General features: G+C 61.0%; 24 protein-coding genes, 2 tRNA genes and 1 other RNA gene. 22 read left to right on the plus strand and 5 right to left on the minus strand.

What is annotated here, in order from left to right:
* Positions 1-288 precede the first annotated feature (288 nt).
* Positions 289-693 (plus strand): nucleoside-diphosphate kinase, encoded by a 405-nt coding sequence (gene ndk / locus DW112_RS04775; RefSeq protein ID WP_118328452.1) that lies wholly within the window; start codon positions 289-291, stop codon positions 691-693.
* A gap of 177 nt (positions 694-870) precedes the next feature.
* Here the strand turns inward: ndk and rpiB are convergent, their stop codons facing one another.
* Positions 871-1338, minus strand: a complete 468-nt coding sequence (gene rpiB / locus DW112_RS04780; protein ID WP_006234151.1) for a ribose 5-phosphate isomerase B — start codon at positions 1336-1338, stop codon at positions 871-873.
* A 270-nt stretch (positions 1339-1608) separates the two neighbouring features.
* Here rpiB and DW112_RS04785 point away from each other — a divergent pair, with 270 nt between their 5' ends.
* The gene (locus DW112_RS04785) at positions 1609-2928 is read left to right on the plus strand and encodes a serine dehydratase subunit alpha family protein (protein WP_118328453.1); all 1320 of its coding nucleotides are present in this window, start codon (positions 1609-1611) and stop codon (positions 2926-2928) included.
* Here the strand turns inward: DW112_RS04785 and DW112_RS04790 are convergent.
* A complete protein-coding gene (locus DW112_RS04790) occupies positions 2925-3683 on the minus strand; it encodes an HAD family hydrolase (protein WP_118328454.1) in 759 nt (252 codons plus the stop codon). The genes DW112_RS04785 and DW112_RS04790 overlap by 4 nt on opposite strands.
* Before the next feature lie 315 nt (positions 3684-3998).
* On the opposite strand from DW112_RS04790, the gene rpsA reads away from it, so the two are divergent.
* The 3 genes from rpsA (at position 3999) to DW112_RS04805 (ending at position 6822) form a co-directional block, all read left to right on the plus strand.
* Positions 3999-5165, plus strand: coding sequence for a 30S ribosomal protein S1 (rpsA, locus tag DW112_RS04795; RefSeq protein ID WP_022095232.1), 1167 nt, complete (start codon positions 3999-4001; stop codon positions 5163-5165).
* Between the two features lie 323 nt (positions 5166-5488).
* Positions 5489-5850: RNase P RNA component class A (gene rnpB, locus DW112_RS04800), an RNA gene on the plus strand.
* A gap of 333 nt (positions 5851-6183) precedes the next feature.
* Positions 6184-6822, plus strand: a complete 639-nt coding sequence (locus tag DW112_RS04805) for a YigZ family protein (protein WP_199410607.1) — start codon at positions 6184-6186, stop codon at positions 6820-6822.
* A 67-nt stretch (positions 6823-6889) separates the two neighbouring features.
* Here DW112_RS04805 and DW112_RS04810 read toward each other — a convergent pair whose 3' ends face one another.
* The gene (locus tag DW112_RS04810) at positions 6890-7336 is read right to left on the minus strand and encodes a C-GCAxxG-C-C family protein (protein ID WP_233545863.1); all 447 of its coding nucleotides are present in this window, start codon (positions 7334-7336) and stop codon (positions 6890-6892) included.
* A gap of 230 nt (positions 7337-7566) precedes the next feature.
* Between DW112_RS04810 and DW112_RS04815 the strand changes: the two genes are divergently transcribed.
* The 4 genes from DW112_RS04815 to DW112_RS04830 all read left to right on the plus strand — a co-directional run bounded on the left by DW112_RS04815 (position 7567) and on the right by DW112_RS04830 (position 11497).
* On the plus strand, positions 7567-8850 hold the full coding sequence (locus DW112_RS04815; RefSeq protein WP_117776343.1) for an O-acetylhomoserine aminocarboxypropyltransferase/cysteine synthase family protein: 1284 nt from the start codon (positions 7567-7569) through the stop codon (positions 8848-8850).
* A 142-nt stretch (positions 8851-8992) separates the two neighbouring features.
* The gene (locus tag DW112_RS04820; RefSeq protein WP_118328456.1) at positions 8993-10297 is read left to right on the plus strand and encodes an MFS transporter; all 1305 of its coding nucleotides are present in this window, start codon (positions 8993-8995) and stop codon (positions 10295-10297) included.
* A 157-nt stretch (positions 10298-10454) separates the two neighbouring features.
* Positions 10455-11033, plus strand: coding sequence for a xanthine phosphoribosyltransferase (locus tag DW112_RS04825; protein ID WP_117736408.1), 579 nt, complete (start codon positions 10455-10457; stop codon positions 11031-11033).
* Between the two features lie 83 nt (positions 11034-11116).
* A complete protein-coding gene (locus DW112_RS04830) occupies positions 11117-11497 on the plus strand; it encodes a peptide chain release factor-like protein (RefSeq protein WP_369834930.1) in 381 nt (126 codons plus the stop codon).
* 21 nt (positions 11498-11518) lie between these two features.
* Here DW112_RS04830 and DW112_RS04835 read toward each other — a convergent pair whose 3' ends face one another.
* A complete protein-coding gene (locus DW112_RS04835; RefSeq protein WP_118328457.1) occupies positions 11519-12481 on the minus strand; it encodes a diacylglycerol kinase family protein in 963 nt (320 codons plus the stop codon).
* Between the two features lie 86 nt (positions 12482-12567).
* Positions 12568-13989 carry a chloride channel protein gene (locus DW112_RS04840; RefSeq protein ID WP_199410995.1) on the minus strand — a complete coding sequence of 474 codons (1422 nt, stop codon included), beginning with the start codon at positions 13987-13989 and terminating at the stop codon, positions 12568-12570.
* A gap of 211 nt (positions 13990-14200) precedes the next feature.
* Here DW112_RS04840 and glp point away from each other — a divergent pair, with 211 nt between their 5' ends.
* The 13 genes from glp to DW112_RS04905 all read left to right on the plus strand — a co-directional run bounded on the left by glp (position 14201) and on the right by DW112_RS04905 (position 25702).
* The gene (gene glp / locus DW112_RS04845) at positions 14201-15463 is read left to right on the plus strand and encodes a gephyrin-like molybdotransferase Glp (RefSeq protein ID WP_118328548.1); all 1263 of its coding nucleotides are present in this window, start codon (positions 14201-14203) and stop codon (positions 15461-15463) included.
* A gap of 10 nt (positions 15464-15473) precedes the next feature.
* Complete coding sequence (locus DW112_RS04850) at positions 15474-15953, plus strand: molybdenum cofactor biosynthesis protein B (protein ID WP_117736410.1); 480 nt, start codon at positions 15474-15476, stop codon at positions 15951-15953.
* A gap of 202 nt (positions 15954-16155) precedes the next feature.
* Positions 16156-17028: a molybdate ABC transporter substrate-binding protein gene (gene modA / locus DW112_RS04855; RefSeq protein ID WP_117736411.1), complete on the plus strand. Its 873-nt coding sequence runs from the start codon at positions 16156-16158 to the stop codon at positions 17026-17028.
* A gap of 68 nt (positions 17029-17096) precedes the next feature.
* Entirely contained in the window at positions 17097-18539 is a 1443-nt protein-coding gene (modB, locus tag DW112_RS04860; RefSeq protein WP_233540376.1) for a molybdate ABC transporter permease subunit, read from the plus strand.
* Positions 18540-18542: 3 nt separating this feature from the next.
* Positions 18543-19613 (plus strand): sulfate/molybdate ABC transporter ATP-binding protein, encoded by a 1071-nt coding sequence (locus DW112_RS04865; RefSeq protein WP_117757034.1) that lies wholly within the window; start codon positions 18543-18545, stop codon positions 19611-19613.
* A 127-nt stretch (positions 19614-19740) separates the two neighbouring features.
* A complete protein-coding gene (gene selD / locus DW112_RS04870) occupies positions 19741-20790 on the plus strand; it encodes a selenide, water dikinase SelD (protein WP_118328458.1) in 1050 nt (349 codons plus the stop codon).
* Between the two features lie 59 nt (positions 20791-20849).
* On the plus strand, positions 20850-21476 hold the full coding sequence (gene yedF, locus DW112_RS04875) for a sulfurtransferase-like selenium metabolism protein YedF (RefSeq protein WP_118206188.1): 627 nt from the start codon (positions 20850-20852) through the stop codon (positions 21474-21476).
* A gap of 19 nt (positions 21477-21495) precedes the next feature.
* The gene (locus DW112_RS04880) at positions 21496-21747 is read left to right on the plus strand and encodes a DUF3343 domain-containing protein (protein ID WP_118206187.1); all 252 of its coding nucleotides are present in this window, start codon (positions 21496-21498) and stop codon (positions 21745-21747) included.
* Positions 21744-22883, plus strand: coding sequence for an aminotransferase class V-fold PLP-dependent enzyme (locus tag DW112_RS04885; RefSeq protein WP_118206186.1), 1140 nt, complete (start codon positions 21744-21746; stop codon positions 22881-22883). Before DW112_RS04880 ends, DW112_RS04885 begins: the two co-directional genes overlap by 4 nt.
* A 67-nt stretch (positions 22884-22950) precedes the next feature.
* Positions 22951-24309, plus strand: a complete 1359-nt coding sequence (gene brnQ, locus DW112_RS04890) for a branched-chain amino acid transport system II carrier protein (protein ID WP_118328459.1) — start codon at positions 22951-22953, stop codon at positions 24307-24309.
* Between the two features lie 91 nt (positions 24310-24400).
* Positions 24401-24477 (plus strand) — tRNA-Pro (locus DW112_RS04895).
* Between the two features lie 6 nt (positions 24478-24483).
* Positions 24484-24557, plus strand: a tRNA-Gly gene (locus tag DW112_RS04900).
* A gap of 308 nt (positions 24558-24865) precedes the next feature.
* On the plus strand, positions 24866-25702 hold the full coding sequence (locus tag DW112_RS04905) for a formate/nitrite transporter family protein (RefSeq protein ID WP_117779326.1): 837 nt from the start codon (positions 24866-24868) through the stop codon (positions 25700-25702).
* Positions 25703-25805 lie beyond the last annotated feature (103 nt).

Genomic DNA, 25805 nt, shown 5'->3' on the forward strand with positions numbered 1-25805 from the left:
GAGGGGCTTGTCGAGAAGTTCTGTAGGACCTTTGGGCAGGTTGTGAAGGGGGTACGTTCGCGGGCGGCAACCGACCGTCTGCTCTGCTCGATGCAGTTGATGGGCAGTCGGATGGTACTCTAATCGAGCTTCGAAACAGAAGTGACACATATGGAGCGCTTTAATAAATTGTAGCGTTTCAAGAAACAGCTTTTTGTTTAACTGCAGCTAAAACTCTGTTACGATGCAGTCCAGGCGGGTGCCGGAATGGGACTTGGGCACGCGCGAACCTACTTGAAAGGCTACCTTATGGCTATCGAGAAGACCTTCATCATGATTAAGCCCGACGCGGTGCGCGATCGCAAAATCGGCGAGATTGTTGCTCGCATTGAGCGCAGCGGCCTTGTCATCGAGTGCATGGAGATGACCACGCTCGAGCGCGCTACCGTCGAGGAGCACTACGCCCATCTGGCCGATAAGCCCTTCTTTGGCGGTCTCTGCGACTTTATGACGAGCGGTCCGGTCGTCAAGATGGTCGTTTCCGGTCTCTCCGCTGTCTCCAAGATGCGCAGCCTTATGGGCGCTACCAACCCGCTTGATGCTGCCCCCGGCACCATTCGCGGCGACTTCGCTGTCGATGTCAACGCCAACGTTATCCACGGCTCCGACTGCCTGGAGAACGCCGAGATCGAGATTAAGCGCTTCTTTGGCTAAACCAGCTTTGACTCCTTAAAGCTGTTAGCGTGTGGCTTTGGCGCCGCGGAATTCCAGCCGCGGCGCCCTTTTTATTCCAGTAGATTGTTGGTAAACGCCTAGAAATCTACTAAAGAGCCCCCGTCCGGATGTTTCTTCCGGGCGGGGGCTGGCGTTAGCGTATGGCTTTGTAGGTCTTTAAGCCTCGTCGACGACCTTGAGTCCGCGCGTGTGGTCGATCTCGTTGAGGAGATTGACGCGACGCTCGTGGCGGCCGCCCTCAAACTCGGCGTCGAGCCATTCGTCGACAATCATCTTGGCGAGCTCGGAGCCCACGACGCGAGCGCCAAAGGCGAGCACGTTGGTATTGTTGTGCATGCGGGAGAGCTTGGCGCTGAAGGGCTCGGAGCACACGACGGCGCGAACGCCCTCGACCTTATTGGCGGCCAGGCTGATGCCGACGCCGGTACCGCAGATCAGGATACCCAGGTCGACGTCACCGTTGGCAACGGCCTTACCCACCTTGTAGCCGGCGATGGGGTAGTCAAAGCTCTCGGAGGTGTCGGTGCCAAAGTTCACGACCTCGCAGCCGCGCTCCTTCAGGTGCTCGGAGATGATGTTCTTGAGCTCGACGGCGGCGTGGTCGTTACCGATACCGATCTTCATGGATGGTTCCTCTCTGGTCTGTGCGGCGCAAATGCTAAAGGTTTTACCGCGTTCGACTGCATGATAGCGCGACTTTTGTGTAAACGCTCGGGCGTTTTTTGGTCAAACGCTTTAGCATGCAACAAGACCAGCTTCTCATGAATAATTCCTCCGGTTTGCGTTTGAGCGCCGTCCGCCGGAACCATGGTTGCGGTTTTTGATGCATTGTTATCAAATAAAAGAGCTAGCTATTTTTGAGAGCCCAGCCCGTTATACAAGTAGGAGATACCTATGCCTGCCGATTCCCTTCGTGATAACTCGTTTTGCGATGTTTTGAACCGCGAGCTTGTCTGTGCGCTCGGCTGCACCGAGCCCATTGCCGTTGCCTATGCAGCGGCGCTGGCGAGCCAGACGCTCGGTTGCGAACCCGATCATATGGATGTTGCCTGCTCGGGCAATATCATCAAGAACGTTAAGAGCGTGACCGTGCCCAACTCGGGCGGCATGCACGGTATTGAGGCGGCGGCCGTGCTGGGTGCCGTGGGCGGCGACGCCAAGAGCGCGCTCGAGGTGCTCGAGAGCGTTGACGATAAAGACCGTGCTCGCGTGACCGAGCTCCTCGCCGATGCCGGCTACTGCGATGTGTCGCTCGTCGAGGGCGTGCCCAACCTCTACATCAAGGTGACTGCCACGGCCGGGGGCCATACCGCGGTTGTCGAGATTACCGATCACCACACCAATGTCACGTGCCATACGCTCGACGGTATTCCGGTATGCGGCAAGTCGGCGGGGGAGTGTGCCGCCTGCGCCGAGCGCGTGGTGGCCGAGCGGGCGGCGGATAAGGCCGACACGCCCATGTCAATTGAGTCCATTGTCGACTTTATCGAGGACGGCGACATTGAGGGCGCCCGCGCTGCCGTTGAGCGTCAGATTGAGCTGAACGGCGCGATCAGTGCCGAGGGCCTCGCGCACGCTTGGGGTGCCGAGGTGGGCCGTACGCTGCTGGGCGCTCGTGCCGATGACGTCGCCTGCCGTGCCCGTGCCCGTGCAGCCGCCGGGTCCGACGCCCGCATGAACGGCTGCGCGCTGCCGGTCGCCATTGTGTGCGGCTCGGGCAATCAGGGCATTACCTGCGCATTGCCCGTCATGGAGTATGCCGAGTACCTGCGCTGTGACCACGAGCGTCTGGTGCGCGCCGTGATGCTGTCCGATCTTATCGCCGTGCATATCAAGAGCTATATTGGTGCGCTCTCGGCGTTTTGCGGTGCTATTTGCGCTGCGTGCGGTGCCGGCGCCGCGATTACCTGGCTGTGCGGTGGCACGCGCGAGCAGATTGGCGCGACGGTCTCGAACACGCTCGGCAACGTGGGCGGCATCGTGTGCGATGGCGCCAAGGCAAGTTGCGCGGCTAAGATTTCGGCAGCCGTGGACGCTGCGATTCTGGGTCACGATATGGCTATGCAGGGTCGCGGCTTCCGCGCCGGCGAGGGTCTGATCCAAGATACCGTTGAACAGACGATCGCTAGCATGGGCTACGTAGGCCGCGTGGGCATGAAGGACACCGACGTCGAGATCCTCAACATCATGATCGGCAAGACTCGAGTCTGTTAGGACAACTCTTCCGCTACTTGGTGTTCGTAGAAGGCTTCTACTACGGCGTTAAAGTCGCGGGCGAAGCCTTCCATGGTTCCGCGCCAGGTGACTCGGTTGGGCTTGCCCTGGCCTACATAGGCAGTCTGAATGCCGCAGGCGGGGCTAGGGAAGTCGCGTTTGGGATCGTTGCCCACCATAAGGACCTCGTGCGGTTCGAGCCCCATCACCTGAAGCTGCTCTAGATAGTAGGTGGCATCAGGCTTGCAGCGGGTGGCGTTTCCCATGTGCGTGACGAGCTCAAAGGGGGCGTCGGCCAGGTCGCCCCAACCCATGCGGCACTCGATGGCCCCCTGCGGAAAGCTGGGGTTGGTAAAGAGCGCGCAGCGCAGCCCTGCGTCCTGTACGGCCTGAAGCGCGGCGTGTGCGCCCGGCATGGCATGGGCGTTGATGAGTTCGTCATTCTTGTACGGAAGAACTTCGCGGTCGTAGTAGGTAAACGCCTCGTAGATAAGTGGGTCCGAGAGGCAAATGCCGCATCGGCGCTTGACCTCTTCTTGGTAAAACTCAAGATTGGTGCGATTGTCCGTGCTGCTGCGGCGATTGGCGTTGAGGTCGACCAGGATGGTGCCGAGGCGTGCCATCGTGCCACCGCGGCTGCGGCGCCCGATATCCGCGAGCATCGAAGAGACATCCTTAAAATAGCGAAGGATGAACGCGTTGAGGTTGATGCTAAGAAGCGTTTCGTCCATATCGAAAACGACTGCTTTGAGCACGCGGGCACCTTTCTCGAAAAATCGTTCCAGAATCGTTGGCTTGGGATACTTTACTCCAAAGCCGTATGCCCAACTGCTTATCGTCAGCTTGTGGAGACAGTCGTTCACAAGATTGCGAAAAAGTCTCCATACGAGTAAAAAATGGCAGTTCACGCTTGAAATCGAACTCATTTCCCCGTAACCTATACGAACGTGATTGCATAAGCGTCACATTAGTATCTGTCGGCTCCCGAGTGTTCCTAAACGTTGTGTGCTTGTCGCACCCTTCTGTAGGTCCTAGCAATCGGGGCCCCGTAGTTCGAAAGGGGTCCACCTTTGAGTGAGATTCAGAACTCGTCCATTTTCTCTCTTGACGATGTCAACGAGGAGGAGATGAACAACCTCATCGACGGTACGATTACCGACTTTGATGAGGGCGATCTCGTTAACGGCACTGTCGTTAAGATCGAGCATGACGAGGTGCTCGTTGACATCGGATTCAAGTCCGAGGGCGTTATCCCGGTCCGCGAGCTGTCCATCCGCAAGGACGCTAACCCTGCAGACATCGTTGCACTCGGTGATCCCATCGAGGCTCTGGTTCTCCAGAAGGAGGACAAGGACGGTCGTCTGGTCCTGTCCAAGAAGCGTGCCGAGTACGAGCGTGCTTGGAACCGCATCGAGGAGAAGTTCAACTCCGGCGAGAACGTCGAGGGCGAGGTTATCGAGGTTGTCAAGGGCGGCCTGATCCTCGACATCGGCCTGCGTGGCTTCCTGCCCGCTTCCCTCGTCGACCTCCGTCGCGTCAAGGACCTCACCTCCTACATGGGCACCCGCATCGAGGCCCGCGTCATCGAGATGGACCGCAACCGCAACAACGTTGTCCTCTCCCGTCGCGTCGTGCTCGAGGAGTCCCGTAAGGCCGAGCGCTCCGAGATCCTGTCCAAGCTCAAGTCTGGCATGCGTCTCCAGGGCACCGTTTCCTCCATCGTCGACTTCGGCGCCTTCGTCGACCTCGGCGGTATCGACGGCCTCATCCACATCTCCGAGCTCTCCTGGAACCACGTCAACCATCCTTCCGAGGTTGTCAAGGTCGGCCAGGAGGTCGAGGTCGAGGTTCTCGACGTCGACCTCAACCGCGAGCGCATCTCCCTGGGTCTCAAGCAGACCACCGAGGATCCGTGGCGCGCACTGGTCAAGAAGTACCCCGTTGGCGCTATCGTCGAGGGCACTGTGACCAAGCTTGTCCCGTTCGGCGCTTTCGTCGATCTGGGCGAGGGCATCGAGGGCCTGGTGCACATCTCCGAGATGGCCAACAAGCACGTCGATCAGCCTTCTCAGGTCACCCATGTGGGCGACAAGGTTCAGGTCAAGGTCATGGAGATCGACCTCGACCGTCGTCGTATCTCCCTGTCCATGAAGTCTGCTGCTGAGACTCTGGGCGTCGAGATCGAGGTTACCCCGCTGCCTTCCGAGAAGAAGGACGAGGAGACCGACGCCGAGTAATTCGGTTTGACGATCACTTGTTTTAAGGGATCCGTCCGTAATGGACGGGTCCCTTTTTGCATTTGGCGCCGAGATGCGCAACGCTGCCGGGCTGTCCACAGGCTATTGGATTGTCGGTGCATGAAAAATGCCGACATCCCGCCTCGGGGAGGAGGCGGGAACGCACCGAGTAGACGGAGGGGTGCGGAGCGCGGTCGCGTCTCGACTGACGACGTTGCCCATCGACGTGATTATTGTAGCGCATGGGTGGTTCTTGGTTTATCGTGCGAGCGCTTGTGTTGTGCCGTTGCCTGCGGCAACGGTGTGCTACACTCTTGCACTGCTGAGTGGGCCAGACGGTCGCGCGATGTGCTGCTTGCAGCACGCGTGAGGAAAGTCCGGGCTCCAGAGGGCGGGATGCCGGCTAACGGCCGGGCGGAGTGATCCGACGGAAAGCGCCGCAGAAAAGAAGACTCCCACCTGCGTCGCAAGGCGTAAAGGGAAAAGCTGAAACGGTGGTGTAAGAGACCACCAGCGTCGTGGCAACATGGCGGCTTGGCAAGCCCCATCCGGAGCAAGCGCGAATAGGAACGCTATGGGCCGGCCCGGTCCGCGTTCGGGTAGCGTGCGTGGAGCTGCACGGTAACGTGCAGACAAGATAAATGACCGTTCACGACAGAACCCGGCTTACAGGCCCACTCAGCACTTTGTTGACGCTGCGAACCCGTCAGCGCGGCAATCTGCCTTTCAAGCCTTCGGGCATGACCATAAGGTCAATGCCCTCGTCTTTCAAGGCACCTTGCTCGCGCTGACGGGTTCTCGCCTTCGACGGCGTCAGCTGGCCGATTTGGTGCTCATTCGTCGGTCGCCGCCATAAGGCGTGCTCCCTCCTCTTTCGGGCCAAATCGACTCAGCTGACGCCGTCTCGCTGTTTTTGCCTGGTCATCGGCGTTGCCGTTCTATTTACTGGGGTTATTGGTACGGCCTTTGCCGTATTATTGAGGCTGTTTGTTGCCGCGCTTTATTTTGTTGAGGGGCTTTGTTGGACAGCTATTTTACTCTGCAATCGAATATTGAGGCTTCGGGCGAGTTTGTGGACCGCAAGAGCCGGTTTATTGCCCAGCTGGTCCATATTGAGTCCGAGGACGAGGCGAATGCCTTTATCGAGATGGTTCGCAAGCGTCATTACGACGCTCGACACAATGTTCCCGCGTGGATTTTGGTCGATGGGCGTGAGCGCCAGAGCGATGATGGTGAGCCGAGCCGTACGAGCGGCATGCCGACGCTCGAGGTGTTGCGCGGTGCGGAGCTCAAAAATGTTTGCTGCGTAGTGACGCGCTATTTTGGCGGCACGCTGTTGGGGCCGGGCGGCCTGGTTCGCGCCTATACTGCGGCGACGCAAGCGGCGGTGGCCGCGGCTCAGGAGGCCGGGCAGATCGTCGAGATGACGAGTGTCGTGCCTGTTGACGTGCATGTGGCCTATCCGCAGTATGAGCAGGTGCTTCGCTTGGCCCAGGATTCCGGTGCCAAGGTTTCGGATACCGAGTACGCGGATGCCGTGACACTTCATTTGGTGTTTAAGGCGGGGGAGCAGGAGTCGTTTTGCGCTAAGATGCGCGAGCTTATGGCGGGGCGCGAGGAGATTGAGGTCAGCACTCCCGAATTTGCCGAGTTCTAACGGCGACGGCCGGCGTGCTTTTGGACGGATCCCAAGCACACCGACCGTCGTTTTATGTCGCTGCCGTTTACTCGGCGAGCTGCTTTAGTACATCACAGGCGATTTCGACGGCATCGTCGATGCAACCGGGACAGCTGCGGAGCGGACCTTTGTCCGATCCGATGCCCTTGAGCGTGCCGCAGACGGTCGTCGTGTTCTTCTCGCCAAAGCGCTTGGCAATCTCGCGCGACAGCTTGTAGGTCTGGCCCTTGGTCTTGGGGTTCTCCATACCGTCGCTCATCACAAAGCCCATGATCGCCACGGCGCCCGAGATGGCGCCGCAGGTCTCGGTCATGCCGCCCATGCCGGCGCCAAAGCCCTCGGTGAGGGTAAAGGCGATCTGGGGGTCGAGCCCCACAGCGGGCGCGAGCGTGCAAGCGACAGCCTGGGCGCAGTTAAAGCCGCGGGCGTGGTACTCGGCAGCCTGAGCCTGGCAGGCGGCAGTGTTGAGCTGGGCCGTATCGATTTGCTTCATCGTTGTCTCCTTGGTTACGGTGTACCCGCCTATGGTACCCGTGACGGGGTATGTAATCATCGAGAGCTTCATGTATGCCTCGTTTTTATCTATCGAGCAAATGCCCAAGGCTTGAGATAAATACCTCTGATTAATTTGTCCCTTAACCTACCTTGGGGATGGGTTGAGAGGGGTGCAGGGTAGCGGTATCGTGAACCGAATAAAACGTAACCCAGGCAAGGGAGCTAGATATGAGCGAGCAGACCATCGGAACTACATGTGTTCAGGGCGGCTATCACCCGGGAGATGCCGAGCCGCGCCAGGTGCCCATCTACCAGTCCACCACGTGGAAATACGACACGTCCGAGCACATGGGCAAGCTGTTTGACCTGGAGGAGTCGGGCTACTTCTACAGCCGTCTGCAGAATCCCACGTGCGATCTGGTCGCCGCCAAGATCTGCGAGATGGAGGGCGGCACCGCTGCGATGCTCACGAGTTCGGGCATGGCCGCGAACTTCCTCGCGATCTTTAACGTGGCCGGTGCCGGTGATCACGTGGTCGCGAGCTCTGCTATCTACGGCGGTACGTATAACCTGCTCGCCCACACCATGGGCCGCATGGGCGTGACCTGCACGTTCGTCGCCCCCGACTGCACCGATGAGGAGCTGGAGGCAGCCTTTGAGCCCAATACCAAGCTCGTCTTTGGCGAGACGATTGCCAACCCCGCCCTTGCCGTGCTCGATATTGAGCGCTTTGCCAAGGCCGCGCATGACCACGGCGTGCCGCTGATGGTCGACAACACCTTCCCGACGCCCGTGATGTGCCGTCCCTTTGAGTGGGGCGCCGACATCGTCACGCACTCTACCACCAAGTACATGGATGGGCATGCGGCCTACCTGGGCGGCGTGATCGTTGACCACGGCCAGTTTGACTGGATGGCCCATGCAGACAAGTTCCCGGGTCTCACCACGCCCGACGAGAGCTATCACGGCGTGACCTATGCCGAGAAGTTCGGTCGCGAGGGTGCCTTCATTACCAAGGCAACCGCTCAGCTCATGCGCGACCTCGGCCCCATGCAGAACCCGCAGGCGGCGTTTTTCCTGAATAGCTCGCTCGAGAGCCTGCATGTGCGTATGCCGCGTCATTGTGAGAACGGCCTGGCCGTTGCTAAGTTCCTGCAGAGCCATCCCAAGGTGCGCTTTGTGAGCTATCCGGGCCTGGAGGGCGATAAGTACTATGACCTGGCTCAGAAGTACATGCCCAACGGTACCTGCGGCGTCGTGAGCTTTGGCTTTAACGGTGGTCGCGCGGCGGCCGAGACCTTTATGAAGAGCCTTAAACTCGCCCAGATCGCCACGCATGTGGCCGATGCTCGCACCTGCTGCCTGCATCCCGCTAACGCCACGCATCGCCAGATGAACGATGAGGAGCTCATCGCCTGTGGCATCTCCGCCGACATGGTGCGCCTGTCGTGCGGCCTCGAGGACACGGCCGACCTGATTGCCGACCTTGAGCAGGCTCTCGAGCAGTGCTAGGCTAGCGTTCGCATAAGTCGCCGATGCCGACAGAGGGCTTCGGCGACCTTTACGTTCCGATTCCGTAGGCGGGACCCCAATCGCGGCTGTTTGCAGGCGATTGGGGCCCCGTTTTTGTGTTGGGCCACTCGAAAGGATGGATATGGAGAAAACCGCAGAGCAGCTGCGCCGCGAGCACATTGCCCTAGAGGGCGACACCCATGGCAAGAACAAATGGGCGATTCTGTTTACCGTGCTCATCATGACGTTTATGGCGTGTCTGGATTCGACCGTCGTGACCGTGGCACTGCCGGTGATGCAAAAGGAGCTGGGCGTGGGCCTCGACCGCATCCAGCTGGTGAGCTCGGTGTATCTGCTTGCGACATGCGTGGCTATGCTGCCGTTTGGCCGTCTGGGCGACGTGCGCGGCAAGGTGGGCGTATTCCAACTGGGCGTCATCGTCTTTACGGTCGGCTCGCTGCTGTGCGGCCTTTCGGCCTCGCTCGAGGTTCTTATCCTGGCACGTATTGTTCAGGGCGTTGGTTGCGCGGCGGCCATGGCTAACAACATGGGTATCATCACCGAGTCGTTTCCGGCGCGCGAGCGCGGTCGTGCCATGGGTATCCTCGCGACTTTCGTGGCCCTCGGCATGATGTGTGGCCCCGTGCTGGGCGGCATGCTGGTGGCAAGCTTTCCCTGGGAGAGCATCTTCCTCATCAACCTGCCCATTGGCGTCATCTCGTTTATCGTGGGGCTTTACACGCTGCCGCATGTTAAGCCGGAGGCCGGTGAGCGCCCCATGTCGCTGGCGGAGGCCGCGCGTCGCTGCTTTGCGAGTTCGGCTTTTACGATTAACTTGGCATGCATGCTTATTGTGTTTATCGGCATCGGTGCATCTGAGTTTGTGCTGCCGTTCTATTTCCAGGATGCTCATGGCTTTAGCTCCGATATTTCCGGACTGCTCTTTTTGGCGCTGCCGATGGTAAATGCCTTTATCGGGCCGCTTTCGGGTACGGTTTCGGACCGTGTTGGCTGCGAGGGTCCCACGGCGGTCGGCCTGGGTGTGTACGTGTGCGGTCTCTTTGCGGTAAGTACGCTCGACGAGCACTCTTCCATCCCCGTGATCGTGTGCTGCGTCGCGTTTATGTCGTGCGGCACGTCGATTTTCCAGAGCCCCAATAACTCCCTGTACATGGGCTCGGCTCCGCGCGAAGCGCTCGGTTTTGCTGGCAGCTTGGGCAGTTTGGCGCGCTACGCCGGCATGGCACTCGGTATTACGGTGGCGTCGAATATCCTGTATGGGCAGATGAGTGTGGCGATGGGCGAGGCCGTGACCAGTTTCGTTGCAGGCCGTCCGGATGTGTTCTTATTCGGCTTTCGCTCGGTGTTCTACGTGCTCATGGCTGTGGCCGCTGTGGGCTTTGCGCTCGCCATGGTGCGTTTGGTGAAGATGTGCGCCCGCCATTAGCGTGTTGGGAGGCTGTCTGCCACGATTCGCGCCGTCCCAAAAAGACTGGTTTGTGGTGCGATGTGGCTTGTGGGACGGGCGGGGGTCGGTCCGTGGTAGACTATCGAACAACGTTTATTAATCGCGCGGTATCGTTGCCGCGAGAAGGGGTTGCGCCATGCAGGAGCTTGAGGATCGTATTCGCCATGACGGCATCGTAAAGGCCGGTAACGTCCTTAAGGTTGATGCCTTCCTCAACCACCAGTGCGACGTTGAGCTGTTCGACCATATGGGCGCCGAGTGGGCCCGTCTGTTCAAGGATGTCGAGATCAACAAGATCCTGACGATCGAGGCCTCGGGCATTGGCATGGCTTGCATTGCCGCTCAGCACTTTGGCGGCGTGCCGGTGGTCTTTGCCAAGAAGGCACAGTCCATCAACCTCGACGGCGAGCAGTACGCTACGACCATCTACTCCTTTACCAAGCAGAAGGAGTACCCCGTCATCGTGGGCAAGCGCTTCCTTTCCGAGGGCGATAAGGTCCTGATTATCGACGACTTCCTGGCCAACGGCTGTGCGCTCGAGGGTCTTATCAAGATCTGCGAGGCTGCGGGTGCCGAGGTGTCCGGCATTGGCATTGCGGTGGAGAAGGGCTTCCAGGGCGGTGGCGATAAGCTCCGCGAGCGCGGCTTCCGCGTTGAGAGCCTGGCCCGTATCGCCGATATGGACTGCGATAACGGCGAGATCACCTTCGCCTAAGCGCGCGACACAAGCGATTGGTATGCGATGTGACAAAGGGACTGTCCCTTTGTCACATTTTTTGTATGAGGGGAGGTGTTGATATGGACGAGAACAAGATGGGATGGCGCGAGTATACGCGCTATGCCGAGATGTCGGCCGAGGAGCTGGCGCGTGATTGCGAGGTCCAGGTGTTTCGCGCGACGGGTCCGGGCGGCCAGGGCGTGAACACGACGGACTCGGCGGTGCGCATGAAGCATATCCCTTCGGGGATTACCGTGACGGCGCGCGAGAGCCGCAGCCAGTTCCAGAATCGCGCGAGCTGCCTGCGCAAACTACGCGCCGAGCTCGAGCGTCGCGGGCGTCCACCGCGCCGACGCGTAAAGACCAAGGTGCCCCAGCGCTCCCGCCAGCGTAGACTCAACGACAAGCACTTCAACGCCATCAAAAAGGCCAACCGCCGCAAGCCGAGCAGTGACGAGTAGTCGATTGCCCCGCTGGCCTTGCTAGCGGGTAGGGTGCCAAACTTGGAGGGCGCTGCCGAGGACGTCGACCTCGATGCGCGAGGCGTCAACGGGCTCGCCGTCGGCCTGGATGGGGTAGTCGGGCTCCTCAAAAGTTAGCTCGGCATGGCGGCAGCGGCGCATGCGAACCGGTGGCAACTTGGTATGGTGGCCGTCCTTGGCCGAAAGGAACATAGGCAGGGCTACCGCGCGAGGGACGGGGCCGCAGGCGTAGCAGACGTCGAGCATGCCGTCGCAGGGGTCGGCATCGGGGCAGATGCGATAGCCCGAGCCATAGGTAGGACCAAGCTGAATCGCCATGATGATCGCCCTCACGCGCTCGGCGGGCGCGCCGTCAAAGCTGACTGTCATGGGGTAGTTGCGGTAGCGCAGGCCAAACTGCTCAAGTCCCGAAAGGGTGTAGAGCGGCGCGCCCGTCAAGCCGGTCTTTTTGCGCAGCTCAGTGGTGCCCAGGCCGATGGCGGCATCGATGCCGACCGAAAGCGTCTGGTCGTAGTACTCAACGGTAGCCTCGCCGCTGCCGCTCGCAGGGCTCCACGAGCGAATGCGCCCGATGTCCTGACGCTGCAGCTCGCAGGTGAGCAGCGCGCCATAATCCTTGCCGGAGAAATCGTTGATGCCGAGCGTCTGGGCAAAATCATTGCCGGAGCCCACGGGCAGGACGGCAAGAGCGGGGCGGACGTCCTCCTTTTGCGTCATAAGCCCGTTGACGACCTCGTGAATCACGCCGTCGCCGCCGAGTGCGATAACGGTGCGATAGCCCTGAGCCTGTGCGGCCAGCTCCTTGGCGTGTCCCATACGCTCGGTCAACACCAGGTCAAACTGGGATGCGCGTGCAGTCATGTCCAAAAAGCGTTGCAGGCGCTCGGCAACTTCGCGTGCCGCACCCGACTGGGCGGCTGGGTTGGCGATGATGAGCGTGCGACCAAAATCAGTTGCGTGCATGGGGCGACTCCCGGCGTGTGACATGACAGTGCGGTCGCGCTCAGGTCGAATTAGCCCCGATTGTGGCTGCACGGCGATAATTACATCTACTCTATCAGGTCGTTGTGGCGCTCGATAGCATCCGCTACCGTACCTCCCTCATCCACAATAAGCGAGCGGCGCTTGGGTGAGATGATGCGCTGGGCGGGGTACACGCCGCGGTGTCCGCCGGTTAGGTAGCTGATAAAGGCCACGATGACAAAGAACCCGGCGGCCGTGCCGTGGAACAGGTCGATGGCCATCATGCAGGTGGTGATGGGCACGTTGAGGCCGGCGCAGAACACGCCGAGCATGCCGAGAGCCGCCATAAAGCTCGGGTCGAGTCCAGCGAGGCAGCCAATCCATCCGCCGAGCGCCGCACCGATGCCAAACAGGGGCGTGACCTCGCCGCCTTGGAAGCCCGCGCCCAGGGTAAGCGCTGTGACGACCAACTTGATGGCTGCGTCCGCCAGGGTGGTGTTGCCTGCAAATCCGGCGCCGGAAAGCCACGTGGAAAGGCCGGCGTAGTCCCAGGCGTCAAGGAGGGCATAGGCGGCCAAAACCACGAGTGCGCCCACGAGTGCGCGAGTAAGGTAATTGGTGATAAAGCGACCGTAAAGGCTTTTGACGGTTCGAACCGACCAGGCAAAGAGGCGTGCCGTCAGACCGAAGATAATTGCGCTGATAACAACGATGACAACCGTCCGCGGTGTCATGTTGGGAACGCTGGCGATGACATTCGCCTCGTACTCGGTTCCCAAGGCAAGTGACGTAAAGTAGCCGGTAAACGAGGCGACCAGGCAGTAGATGCCCGCGGTGTAGTCGATCTTGCCGATAAAGCACATCTCCATGCCAAAGAAAGCTCCAGCAAGGGGCGAGCCGAATACGGCGCCAAAGGCCGACGAGATGCCGGCGAGCATGAGGTCGTGGTGGTCATGTTTTTTGAGGTGGGCGAGGTTCGAGATGTTGCTGGCGATGGTGCCGCCAATCTGCACCGCGGCCCCCTCGCGACCGGCAGATCCGCCCGTTAGGTGCGTGAGCGTGGAGCAGACGAAGGTGAGAACGGCCATGCGCATATGGATGAGGCGTGTGCCCAGAGCGGAGTCGATGACCAGGTTGTTACCGCGTTTGGCGGCAAGGCCGTGGTTTTTGTACACCCATGCGGTGGCAACGCCCACAACGGGAAGCAAGGCGTAGACCCATGCATGGTGCTCGCGATAGTCGGTCGCGATATTCAGCGAGGTCAAAAACGCCCAGGCGGCAACGCCCATGGCGAGCGAGACGATGACGACGAGTGCGAGCAACTTGGCGCTCGCGAGTAGGTTGCGGGCGTTGCGGCGCGTGTCGGCAGCCAAGAGATGCTCGGAGCGGGTGAGCTGATGCCTGCCGGCCATGATGACGTCGTTAAGGGAGAAAAAGCCGCCGTCGTCGAGCGACTGGGAATGATCCTGCGCCTCGTTAGCGCTTTCGGGTTTGTCGGTAAAAGCCATACGTTCCTCTTCTTGATTGCAACACGAGCATTATAGAACGTGCCAAACGTGACAAACCGGCTGGTTGGTTTTGGTTCTGTTTCGCCGTCCGTTACCGACAGGTGTATTCGTGGGCACGGGCCGTGTCGCCGTCGTGCGGCGGGGGATTATACTGAGATAAACATAAAGAATCGGCGCCCGTGATGTGCGCCGTTGCATGCTAGAGGTGTATATGGCAGAGAAACTCATTCCGTTGGAGGACGCACAGGCGATCGTCTTGTCGCACGTGAATCGCACCGAAGTTGTCGAGATTCCCGTGTGGCAGGCTGCCGGTCTTCCCTTGGCAGAGGACGCGGTGGCCGATATCGACATCTCGCCGTTTGCTAACAGCGCTATGGACGGATATGCCGTGCGCTCGGCGGATTTGGCGCAGGGATCTGGCGAGGCGCCGGTGACGCTCGACGTTATCGGACACGAGGCCGCGGGCCATGTGTTTGAGGGCACAATTGGCGCGGGCGAGACGGTCCGCATCATGACGGGCGCACCGGTACCCGAAGGTGCCGATGCCGTGGTGAAGTATGAGATCGTCGATGTGCTCGTCGGTGACGGCAACGAGGGTTCGCGTGTGAGGTTCTCGGCGCCTGCCAAGGTAGGGGAGAACGTTCGCTCTGCCGCCGAGGAGGCCCATGCCGGCGATGTTGTGATGCACGCCGGCGAGGTCGTGGCTCCGGCGGGCGCCGGCTTGTTGGCGAGCGCCGGGTATGCGAGCGTGAAGGTCCATGCCGCTCCGCGCGTGGGCATTATCTCGCTGGGCACGGAGCTGGTCGCGCCGAGCGAGCTGCCGGCACGCGGGCAGATTCGCGATTCCAATTCCTCGGCGTTAATGGCCGAGGTGCTCGATGCTGGGGCCGACCCAGTGTTCTACGGCATTGCGCCCGACGACGAGCGGGCGATTGCCGAGCTGGTGCACCGCGCCGCGCAAGAGTGCGATTTTGTCATTACGAGCGGTGGCGCCTCGGCTGGCGACTATGACTACGTGACGGCGCTGGTTCGGCGCGAGGGCGAGGTGCTGTTCGATCGCATTTCGTTGCGTCCCGGCAAAGCCATTACGTTTGGCCTGCTCGGCGGCAAGCCCAATCTGGGGCTTTCGGGCAACCCCGCGGCGGCATACGTGGGCTTTGAGATGCTCGCCCGCCCGGCGATTCGCAAGATGCGCGGCTTTGCCGAGGGTGCGCGTCCCGTGCAGCAGGCGGTTCTTACCCACGGCGTGAAGAAGCGACAGGACCGACGCTTCTATGATCGCGCCACGGTTGCGCGCGATACGCAGACGGGTGAGCTTACGGTCACCGAGGCGCACAGCCAGAACTCGGCGCTGCTCGGAACCATGCAGCGTGCGAACTGCCTGTTGCGCATCAACGAGGGTCCGTGCGATCTTGAGCCGGGCGACGTCGTGGATGTCGTCCGTGTCGATCTGCCCGAGGGCGCCGTGCTGTAGGAGGAATGCTATGGAGTTGAAGATTTCGATCGTGACGTGCTCGGATACGCGCGATCTTGCCCAGGACGAAGCAGGCGCTGTGCTCGAGGAGCTCATCGCGGCGCAGGGCTGGATGGTTGCCTCGCATACGGTGGTGCATGACGATGTTGACGAGATCGGTGCTGCCATTGTGGCTGCGGCCGACGATTGCCAGGCCAACGTGGTCATCACCTGCGGCGGCACGGGGCTTTCGATGCGCGACGTGACGCCCGAGGCGACGCGTGCCGTCTGCGACCGCGATGTGCCGGGTATTGCCGAGGCGATCCGTGCATACTCTATGACCAAGACGCGCCGTGCCATGCTTTCGCGCGCCGTGTGCATGCAGCGTGGGGCTGCGCTTGTCATCAACTTTCCGGGATCCACGAAGGCGGCTCGCGAAAGCTGGGAGGCCGTGAGCGACCAGCTGGAGCACGCGGCCCACATGACGGCGGGCGGTGGACACGCTCGCTAAACTGCTTGCCTGTAGCGGAGTGACCTTATGGGTCGCTCCGCTTTTTTAAGCGGCGACAACGCGAGCGTCTTGCGGCTATCGGTATAAGAAATTATCAAACGATAATTTCTTATCACAAGCATTATTCGCGCTAAAGTATAATTCAATTACAGGATAAAGCCCGCGGCGGGGTGCCCGGGCGTAGCGCTCGAAAGGGTTGAACATGTTCGATATGGTTTCTCGCCGCGGATTCGTCTCGCTTTCTGCTGTCGCCGCTGCCGGCCTTGGCCTTGCTGGCTGCTCGGGCAACAAGACGTCTGAGCCGGCCGGCTCCGATGCGGGTTCTGCCAAGACTTCTTTCAAGAAGGCCGTCGGGCTGCAGGTGTTCGCCGCCAACTCGCTCGAGAAGGCTCTGCCCGAGGTTCAGAAGCTCTACACCGAGCAGACGGGTACCACCTTTGCCGACACGCAGTTTAAGGCGTCCGGCGACCTTGTCGAGCAGATGCGCGCCGGCGCCGCGGTTGACGTGCTCATCACGGCCTCCAAGGGCACTATGGACGACGCCGAGGCCGCCGAGCTCGTCGACGCCGACACGCGTGAGGACATGTTCGTCAACGACCTCGTGATTATTCGTGCCGAGGGCTCCGACACCAAGGTCGAGGCCATCGCCGACGTCGCGAACCTGGACGGCAAGATTGCCGTCGGCGACGCTAAGACCGTTCCCGCCGGCAAGTATGCCAACCAAGCGCTGGCTTCTGTTGGGCTCTACACCGGTACCGAGGGCGACGACGGCGAGTATGCACCCGAGCTCGCCGACAAGGTGGCCCTGGCCGACAAGGTCGGCACCGCCGCAGCTTACGTCTCTACGGGCGACTGCGTGGCCGGCTTTGTCTACAGCTCCGACATCTTCCGCTACGACGGCATCGAGGAGGCCTTCGTGTGCCCCGAGGATTCGCACAAGCCCATCGTGTATCCGGGTGCCGTTGCCGAGAGCTCCGAGCACGCCGACGAGGCCAAGGCGTTCATCGACTTCTGTCTGACCAACAAGAAGGCGCAGAAGATTTGGGCTAAGTACGGATTTGAGCTTTCCGCGTAGTGCGGCTTGGAGCGATAATCCCATCGTTTTGTCTTTTGCCCTGTCCTCGTCTTTCCTTGGAGCGTTTCGTGCGTAATAGATTTCGCATTCTTGTCGCCTGTGCTTTGACGCTCGCGCTTTGCTGGGTGCCGGGATGGGCGTTTGCCGGTGGTACTGAGGGCGGGGCCCAGGTTGCCGTGACCGCCAAGGGGCTTTCTTATGGGCTCGATGGTTTTGAACGGTTAGCCAAGGGGACCGCCCGTGTCATGGAGGGCCAGCCCGAGGGCTATCGGTTTCCCGTTGAAGGGGACACGGACCTCATAGTGGCGCCTGCTGCCGATCGCGTTGTGGTGTGGGTATCGCCCAAGGCGGTCGAGAAGTATGGATTGGATCCGCAGGACAACGAGTGCGCATCGGGTCTCAAGGCTCTCGTCTGCGAGCTTGACGGCGCAAACTGCATGGGAGGCGCACGGCTGGAAGACATGGATCTTCCTTGGTATGCCACGACGGAAGCGGCGTTTAATGTCGGTGGGTATACCTATGCCTTTGATGAGCGCGGTGCGAATGGGGACCGCTATGTGGTCATCGCATCAGCCTCGGGTGATGCCAAGGGCGGCGCGCGTTGGCTTGATAGCGCTCAAATCGTGGAAGCATCATCCGTTGTGATGCAAGATGAACAGGAGCCCTTGGCGTCCCTTGTCGCCTTTTTGACCGGCATCGACTATCGCCCGCTTTGGGTGTCTATCAAAACGAGTGGCCTTGCCCTGGTGATTGCCTTTGCGCTGGGCCTGTTTGCCGCATGGAAGACTATGGGCACGACGAGCCGCGTGAAGGGCCTGCTCGACTCGGCCTTTACCATCCCCATGGTGCTGCCTCCCACGGTGTGCGGCTTTCTGCTCCTCATGCTGTTTGGCCGCTCGACCGGGGTTGGCCAGTGGCTTATCGCGCACGGCATCTCGATCGTCTTTACCTGGCCAGCGGCGGTGATATCTGCCGTGGTGGTGTCGTTTCCCCTGGTCTACCGTACGGCGCTCGGCGCCTTTGAGAGCCTGGACACGCAGATGCTCGACGCCGCGCGAACCCTGGGGTGGTCCGAGCGCCGTATCTTTGCCAAGCTTATGATGCCACTCGGCTGGCCCTCGATCGCCGCCGGTACGGTGCTCGCCTTTGCCCGTGCGATGGGTGAGTTCGGTTGCACCCTCTTCTTTGCGGGTAACTATGCCGGTATTACGCAGACCATCCCCATCGCTATCTACTTTGAGTGGATGGGTGGCAACATCTCAGTTGCCCTCTTTTGGGTTGTCGTCGTGATTGCGTTTAGTTTCCTGGTCATCCTGTTTATCAACATGTACACCGCGCATTCGCAAAAGTATCGCGAGCGGGGCCTTTCCCGTGCGGAGCGCAAGCGGGCCAAAGAACTCGCCGATACGGCCGATTCGCTCGACCCGGTGGGCGGCGATGCCCTGCGTATCGATCGCGAGGCGCTGGCCGAGCTCATGCGCGATGATGCCACTCTGCAGGGAGGTCGATAGGCCATGTCGATCGTTCTGGATATCAAAAAGCGCTATCCCGGGTTTACGCTCGATATGCAGCTTGAGGCTGGAGAGGAGCGCGTGGCGCTGCTGGGCGCCTCGGGGTGCGGCAAGAGCTGTACGCTACGCTGCATTGCCGGTGTGGAGACGCCCGACGAGGGCAAGATCGTCGTCAACGGCGTGACCTTTTTTGATTCGGCGGCGGGCATCAACCTATCGCCCCAGGAGCGTAAATGCGCCCTGCTGTTCCAAAACTATCAGCTGTTTCCCAATATGACGGTGGCCGATAACGTGTGCGCCGGCGTACAGGATGCGGGTGACGTCGCTGCACGCAAAAAGCTCGCCGAGCGCTATCTGGGCATTTTTGGTCTGGCCGATTTTGCCGACCGCTATCCCGCACGCCTCTCGGGTGGTCAGCAGCAGCGCGTGGCGCTTGCGCGCATGGTGGCGGCACACCCGGGCATTTTTATGTTCGACGAGCCCATGAGCGCGCTCGATGCCTACCTTAAGAGCGCGCTCGAGCAGAACATGCTCGACCTGTTCGACGTGTGCAACCGCACCGTGCTCTACGTGAGCCACGATATCGACGAAGCGTGTCGCCTGTGCCAGCGCATTTGCGTGATGCATAACGGGCATGTGGAGGAGATCGGCTCCGTCGAAGATGTGGTCCGCCGGCCGCAAACCTTGGCCGCGCTGCGCTTGACGGGCTGCAAGAACACAAGCCGGGCGTGCAAGATCGGCGACGAAGAAGTTGAGGCTCTCGACTGGGGCATGACCTTTAATGTGGGTCGCGAGGTTCCTGATGATGTGGCGTACCTGGGGATTCGCGCAAGTTACTTCCATGTTGACAACCGTGCCGAGCGGGGTCGTAACAGCTACGACTTACACGTGGCCCGGGTGAGCGATTCGCGCTTTGAGCGGCTGGTGCTGTTGGACGTGCCACGTGTCGATGCACCCACGCGTCTGCAGTGGAAGGTCAACAAGGTGAGCGTGGCTTCCGACGAGCTGCCGCAGGCCGACGAGACCCTGCGCATGCACTTCGATGCCAAGAGAATTCATCTGGTTTGTCGATAAATGTGACAAGGGGACAGTCCCTTTGTCCCTTCTGCTGCGTCGCGTAGGGGTTGCGATACGCCGTCCGCTCGCGGCGCCACCATGCGTATACTGGGAGGAAAAGATTGACCTATGAGAGGAGGGATCGATGGCTGACGATTTCATCAAGCTCACGCAGATGACCGCTGCCTCTGGTTGAGCCGCTAAGTTGGCTCCTGGAGCCCTCGCCCAGGTCCTGGGCGACTTACCCAATGTGCATAACGACAACCTGCTCGTGGGGTTCGATACCTCCGACGATGCGAGCGTCTTTCGCGTTGGCGACAACTTGGGCCTCGTGCAGTCCATCGACTTCTTCCCGCCGATGGTCGATGACCCGTTTCTGTTTGGCCAGATCGCCGCGGCCAACTCGCTGTCGGACATCTACGCTATGGGCGGGCGGCCGAGTCATGCCATGAACCTGCTCTGCATACCCAGCTGCCTGGGTGTTGAGGCTGCTGGCCAGATTCTGGCGGGTGGCGCCGACAAGTGCGTCGAGGCTGGCTGCACCATCGCGGGCGGCCACACCATCAACGACGACGAGCCCAAGTACGGCCTGTCCGTGAGCGGCTTTGTCGCGCTCGATCGCATGCTCGCCAACAGCGGCGCGCACGTGGGCGATGTCCTGCTGCTGACCAAGGCGGTCGGCTCGGGCATCATCACCACGGCCATTAAGGGCGAGCTCATTGAGCAGGACGAGGCTAGCCCGATGTTTGACTCGATGCGCACCCTCAACGAGGCACCGATTCGTCTGGCCGAGGGGCTTGAGCTTCACGGTTGCACGGATGTCACAGGCTTTGGCCTGATTGGGCATGCGTGTGAGATGGCCGAGGGCTCGGGTGTGCAGATTGAGCTTGCGTCAGGGGCCGTACCGCTCTTTGACCAGGTGCTCGATATGGCGCGTCTGGGCATTATCCCTGCCGGCGCCTACCGCAACCAGGACTTCTTTGGCCCGCGCGTGGCGGCCGACGATGACCTGGAGCCGGGCATGCTGGATGCGCTGTACGATCCGCAGACCTCGGGCGGCCTGCTCATCGCAGCGCCTGCTGCCGATGTGGATGAGCTCGCCCGCCGCCTGCATGCCGAAGGTCGCGTTGCCGCCACAATCGGCCGCGTGTGCGAGGCGGTGCCGGGTGGTCCTGCCGTTCACGTTGTGCATTAAGGAAAACCGTTTATGCGACCGTCTACTGTTCTGGGCGGTCCCTTTTGAAAGGATTTGCTATGTCTACCAAAATTGAAGTCAATGCCATGGGCGATGCCTGCCCGCTGCCCGTCGTCAAGACGCTCAAAGCTCTGAAGCAGCTTGATGGCGAGGGTGCTGTGGTGACCTCGGTCGACAACGAGACCGCCGTCAAGAACATCTCCAAGATGGCGCAGGAGAAAGGCTGCACGGCCTCGGTCGAGAAGGTTTCTGACGCCGAGTGGCACGTGACCGTGGCGACCTCTGGCGCCGTTGCCGTGGCCGATCCCGAGCAGGATGGCGCTGCCTTCTGTGATGCCAGCGCCGGCAAGGGCAAGCTCGTCATTTCCGTCTACACCGACTGCATGGGCCGTGGCGACGACGTGCTGGGCCACAAGCTCATGAAGGCGTTTATCTTTGCCGTGACGCAGCAGGAGGAGCTGCCCGCGACCATGCTGTTCTACAACGGCGGCGCCAAGCTCACCGTCGAGGGCTCGCCGGTGCTCGACGACCTGAAGGGCCTGGCCGAGCAGGGTGTCGAGATTCTCACCTGCGGTACCTGCCTCGACCACTTTGGCATTAAGGACCAGCTCGCGGTGGGCGAGGTCACGAACATGTACGTGATCGTGGAGAAGATGGAGCAGGCCGTGCGCGTCGTGCGCCCGTAGCGTATTGGTTGGAGTTGCCATGAGGGAGAAGCGCCCGGCGCTTGTCATCACGTTTCCCACCACGGCGTCCGCCATGGGCTGCGAGTCCCTGTGCATTGAGCGCGGCCTTCCCGGGCGAACGATTCCCGTGCCCGGGGAGGTCGCTGCCGGCTGCGGTCTGGCGTGGAAGGCGTTGCCTGCCGATGAGGAACTGCTGCGCGGCGAACTCGCCGAGGCGGGTGTTCCCACCGAGGGCTATACCGTGATTGATATGTGGGAGGTCGTGCGATGATCTACCTGGATAACGCGGCGACGACCATGCATAAGCCGCAGACGGTCATCGATGCCGTGACGCAGGCGATGTGCTCGCTTGGCAATGCCGGGCGCGGCGCCACGTCGGGTGCCCTCGATGCCGCTCGTACGATTCATGGCTGCCGTGCCAAGCTCGCGCGCCTTTTGGGTTGCCCGAGGGCGGACCATGTGTGCTTTACGCCCAACTCCACGGCGGCGCTCAACACCGCCATCAATGGCGTAGTGCGCCCCGGCGACCGCGTGGTCACGACGGTACTCGAGCACAACTCCGTGCTGCGTCCGCTCAACCGCCTGTCGGCTGAGCAGGGCGTGACGGTTGAGCATGCGGGTTGCGACGTGAACGGCGCGCTCGATTACGACGAGCTCGAGCGGCTGGTCACGCCGAGCACACGTGCCGTGGTGGTGACGCACGCCTCCAATGTGACCGGCAACGCGGTCGACATCGCGCGCGTGGCGGCCATGGCCCATGCTGCCGGTGCGCTGGTGATCGTCGATGCCTCGCAATCTGCCGGCACGGCGCATATCGATATGCAGACCATGGGGCTCGACATGGTGTGCTTTACCGGCCACAAGGGGCTCATGGGACCTCAAGGCACCGGCGGCCTGGCCGTGGCGGAGGGCATTGATGTGGCTCCCTGGGCCATGGGCGGCACGGGCGTGCACAGCTTCGATGCGCTGCAGCCGCGGGAGTGGCCCACGCGCCTTGAGGCGGGCACGCTCAACGGTCACGGTATCGCCGGCCTTTCTGCCGGCCTCGACTTTATCGAGGCCCAGGGCGGGGTGGAGGCGATTTCGGCTCACGAGCGCGCGCTCGCCGAACGCTTCCTCGCCGGCGTTCGTGAGATTCCGGAAATCAAGCTCTACGGTGCCTTCGACCAGCCAGCACGCTCGGCGATCGTCTCGCTCAACGTGGGCGATATCGATTCGGCCGAGATCTCGGATGCGCTCATGCAAGGGTGGGGGATTGCGACGCGCCCCGGCGCCCACTGCGCTCCGCTCATGCACCGCGCGTTGGGGACCGAGCGCCAGGGTGTCGTTCGCTTCTCGTTTGGGTATTTCAACACAGACGAGGAAGTTGACGCCGCGATTGAAGCTTTGCGCGATTTAGCTTGCTAAAGCGTATATACTTGCGGGACGGGTCTTTTGCCCGTCCCGTTTTTGTTTTGACTCGAAAGGTGGTCCCATGGCTTCATCCGCTCCGCGCGGTCTGCGCTCCGACCATGTCGTCACCGTCGGCATCGCTCTGTTCTCGATGCTCTTTGGCGCCGGCAACCTCATTATTCCGCCGCTGCTGGCGCTGCAGGCAGGTTCCGCCACGCCGGTCGCCATGTTCGGCTTTCTAATTGCCGCCATCGGCCTGCCCGTCATGGGCTTTATCGCCGTGGCGCTTGCCGGAACGGCGCGCGAGCTTGCTGGCCGCGTGCACCCCAAGTTTGGCGAGTTCTTTGTCGCGGCGGTGTATCTGGCCATTGGCCCGTGCCTGGCCATTCCGCGTACGAGTTCCACGGCCTTCGAGATGCTGGTGCCGCTGTTGCCCGAGGGCGTCTCGCTCGGCACGGCGCGCCTGGTGTTTGCCGTCGGCTTCTTCGTCGTCGCGTTTGCGCTCACGCTGCGCCCGGGCGTCATCACACGCGTGCTCGGCCGCATTACGGGCCCCGCGCTCATTGCCCTTATCGTATTGGTCGTGGGTGCCGCCATGGTCTCGCCGCTGGGCCCCGCCGCCGCGCCGCAGGCTCCCTATGATGCCGGTGCTGCCGTGCAGGGCTTTTTGACCGGCTACCAGACCATGGACCTGCTCGCGTCGCTCGCCTTTGGCATCATCATCGCCGAGACCATCCACGAGCTGGGCGTTACCGATGACAAGCGCGTGGCCTTCGAGATTTCGCGCTCCGGCGTGATCGCCGGCGTGCTCATGGCCATCATCTACTGCGGCTTGGGACTTGCCGGTATGCAGCTCGGCACCGTGATGCCCGACGCTACCAACGGCGCCGCCATCCTCGCCCGTTCGGCCTCCATGCATTTTGGGCTTGCCGGCACGGTCGTGGTCTTCGCCATCTTCTTCCTCGCCTGCATGAACGTGTGCATCGGCCTCATCAGCTGCTGCTCGCGTTACTTCTGCGAGACGTATGTGGTCGAAGGGGGAGCGGAGGCCTCTGAGGAGGCCATGCGCCGTCCCTTTGCGGTTCTCGCCTTTGTGTTCGCAGCGTTTTCGTGCGTGCTCTCCAACGTGGGCCTCGACGTGATTCTTATGTTCTCGGTGCCCATGCTCAACGCCTTGTATCCCGTTGCCATCGTGCTGGTACTGATGGGCCTGGTGCACGGCTTTTGCGACGCGCATCCGCAGGTGTGGGTTTGGGTCGGCGGCGTTGTCGCGGTGCAGAGCGTGATCACCTCGGTTCGCGACGCGTTCTTTGCGGGTGCGTGGCTGCCGTTCGATGCGCTGCCGCTGGCTGATATTGGAGCCTCGTGGGCGCCGGTTGCCGTTGTGGCGCTTGCGATCGGCCTGCTCCATAGCCGGTTTGTCGCACATTCGAGGAGCTAGGGTATCGTCGCTTGCACAGGCGGGGAGTCTCCCCTATAATTTCCTTCGCTTTGGGACACGCAAGGTTTAGACCTTAGCTGCTCAACACCTTCGGGACGTGGCGCAGTTTGGTAGCGCGCCTGCTTTGGGAGCAGGATGTCGCAGGTTCAAATCCTGTCGTCCCGACCATATCTTGCGGGCGTAGTTCAATGGTAGAACCCCAGCCTTCCAAGCTGATGACGCGGGTTCGATTCCCGTCGCCCGCTCCATAAGAATTGTTTTAACAGCTTTGGTTTCCTTTGGGGATCAGAGCTGTTTTCGTTTACGCGCCGGGCGACGGGAATCGAACCCGCCAGGGTGCGGTGCTGAGAAAATGCGTGAGCATTTTCCAGCGCAGCACGCAAGGGCCGAAGGCCCGCAGCGAAGCAAATCCTTGGACTTCCCGTCGCCCGCTCCAAGCTATATAATCGCAGGCCAATATGCTAATTTGGCTCGCGTTTATTTTTATACCGTCCGACCTCGCAGGGCAAATGAACCAGGAGCGTTTGTCCCGAATCGTAAGAAAGAAGTGATTTCCATGGCACAGAGTAAGGCAGAATACCCCACCTCCGATTGCCTGGCGCCCGCCGCGATCGAGGCGAAGACCGAGGCCGCAGGCGTTACCAAGGCCAACCTGCCGGTCTCGAAGGCCTTTTTGCTCGCCATGTTCGCCGGCGCGTTCATCGCCTTCGGCGGCCTGTTCTTCACGGTCTTTCTGAGCGATCCCACGCTTTGCTGGGGCGCCCAGCGCTTCGTGGGCGGTCTTGCTTTTTGCCTGGGACTGGTGCTCGTGCTCATTTGCGGCGCGGAACTGTTTACCGGCAACTCGCTTATGGTCTGCGCGCTTAAGAGCAAAAAGATCACGCTCGTCCAGATGCTCAAGGCTTGGGCTATTGTGTGGATCGGCAACTTTGCCGGCGCCCTGTTCGTTGTCTTTTTGATTTACATGGCAGCCATTTACAAACTCAACGGCGAGGCCGTCGCCAACACCATGGTGAGTGTCGCCGCCGGTAAGGTTACGATCGGCGCCGTCACCATCTTCTTCCGCGGCATTCTGTGCAACATCTTTGTGTGCCTGGCCGTATGGATCGGTACCGCCGGCAAGACCGTGGTCGATAAGGTCGTGGGCATTCTGCTGCCCATTGCCGCCTTTGTGGCCTGCGGTTTTGAGCACTGCGTTGCCAACATGTACTTTTTGCCTATGGGCATTTTGATGCACTCCTGCGGCTATGGAGCCGATGTCGCCGGCGCCGATGCCCTCAATGCTGCCGGGTTGGCGCTCAACCTTACGGTCGCCACGCTGGGCAATATCGTGGGTGGCGCCCTGATCGTGGCGCTGGGCTACTGGTTTATCTACGCCAACAGGGAGGCCTAAGGACCCAAGCCATAACCGACCAAAGAGGGACAGGTTTATTTGGCAGGTTTTGGACGAGGCGCTTCGACGTCTTGTCACGAGCTGCCATAATGGACCTGTCCCT

Source organism: Collinsella sp. AM09-41 (assembly GCF_003473245.1).
GTDB lineage: Bacteria > Actinomycetota > Coriobacteriia > Coriobacteriales > Coriobacteriaceae > Collinsella.

Bases quoted from the DNA above. Each gene is read 5' to 3' on its own strand.
- brnQ (WP_118328459.1), top strand. From the start codon at position 22,951: ATGGCTTCATCCGCTCCGCGCGGTCTGCGCTCCGACCATGTCGTCACC.
- glp (WP_118328548.1), top strand. From the start codon at position 14,201: ATGGCAGAGAAACTCATTCCGTTGGAGGACGCACAGGCGATCGTCTTG.
- DW112_RS04785 (WP_118328453.1), top strand. From the start codon at position 1,609: ATGCCTGCCGATTCCCTTCGTGATAACTCGTTTTGCGATGTTTTGAAC.
- yedF (WP_118206188.1), top strand. From the start codon at position 20,850: ATGTCTACCAAAATTGAAGTCAATGCCATGGGCGATGCCTGCCCGCTG.
- ndk (WP_118328452.1), top strand. From the start codon at position 289: ATGGCTATCGAGAAGACCTTCATCATGATTAAGCCCGACGCGGTGCGC.
- DW112_RS04905 (WP_117779326.1), top strand. From the start codon at position 24,866: ATGGCACAGAGTAAGGCAGAATACCCCACCTCCGATTGCCTGGCGCCC.
- DW112_RS04815 (WP_117776343.1), top strand. From the start codon at position 7,567: ATGAGCGAGCAGACCATCGGAACTACATGTGTTCAGGGCGGCTATCAC.
- DW112_RS04840 (WP_199410995.1), bottom strand. From the start codon at position 13,989: ATGGCTTTTACCGACAAACCCGAAAGCGCTAACGAGGCGCAGGATCAT.
- DW112_RS04820 (WP_118328456.1), top strand. From the start codon at position 8,993: ATGGAGAAAACCGCAGAGCAGCTGCGCCGCGAGCACATTGCCCTAGAG.
- DW112_RS04850 (WP_117736410.1), top strand. From the start codon at position 15,474: ATGGAGTTGAAGATTTCGATCGTGACGTGCTCGGATACGCGCGATCTT.
- DW112_RS04865 (WP_117757034.1), top strand. From the start codon at position 18,543: ATGTCGATCGTTCTGGATATCAAAAAGCGCTATCCCGGGTTTACGCTC.
- modA (WP_117736411.1), top strand. From the start codon at position 16,156: ATGTTCGATATGGTTTCTCGCCGCGGATTCGTCTCGCTTTCTGCTGTC.
- DW112_RS04830 (WP_369834930.1), top strand. From the start codon at position 11,117: ATGGACGAGAACAAGATGGGATGGCGCGAGTATACGCGCTATGCCGAG.
- DW112_RS04810 (WP_233545863.1), bottom strand. From the start codon at position 7,336: ATGAAGCAAATCGATACGGCCCAGCTCAACACTGCCGCCTGCCAGGCT.
- rpiB (WP_006234151.1), bottom strand. From the start codon at position 1,338: ATGAAGATCGGTATCGGTAACGACCACGCCGCCGTCGAGCTCAAGAAC.
- DW112_RS04835 (WP_118328457.1), bottom strand. From the start codon at position 12,481: ATGCACGCAACTGATTTTGGTCGCACGCTCATCATCGCCAACCCAGCC.
- DW112_RS04825 (WP_117736408.1), top strand. From the start codon at position 10,455: ATGCAGGAGCTTGAGGATCGTATTCGCCATGACGGCATCGTAAAGGCC.
- DW112_RS04885 (WP_118206186.1), top strand. From the start codon at position 21,744: ATGATCTACCTGGATAACGCGGCGACGACCATGCATAAGCCGCAGACG.
- DW112_RS04880 (WP_118206187.1), top strand. From the start codon at position 21,496: ATGAGGGAGAAGCGCCCGGCGCTTGTCATCACGTTTCCCACCACGGCG.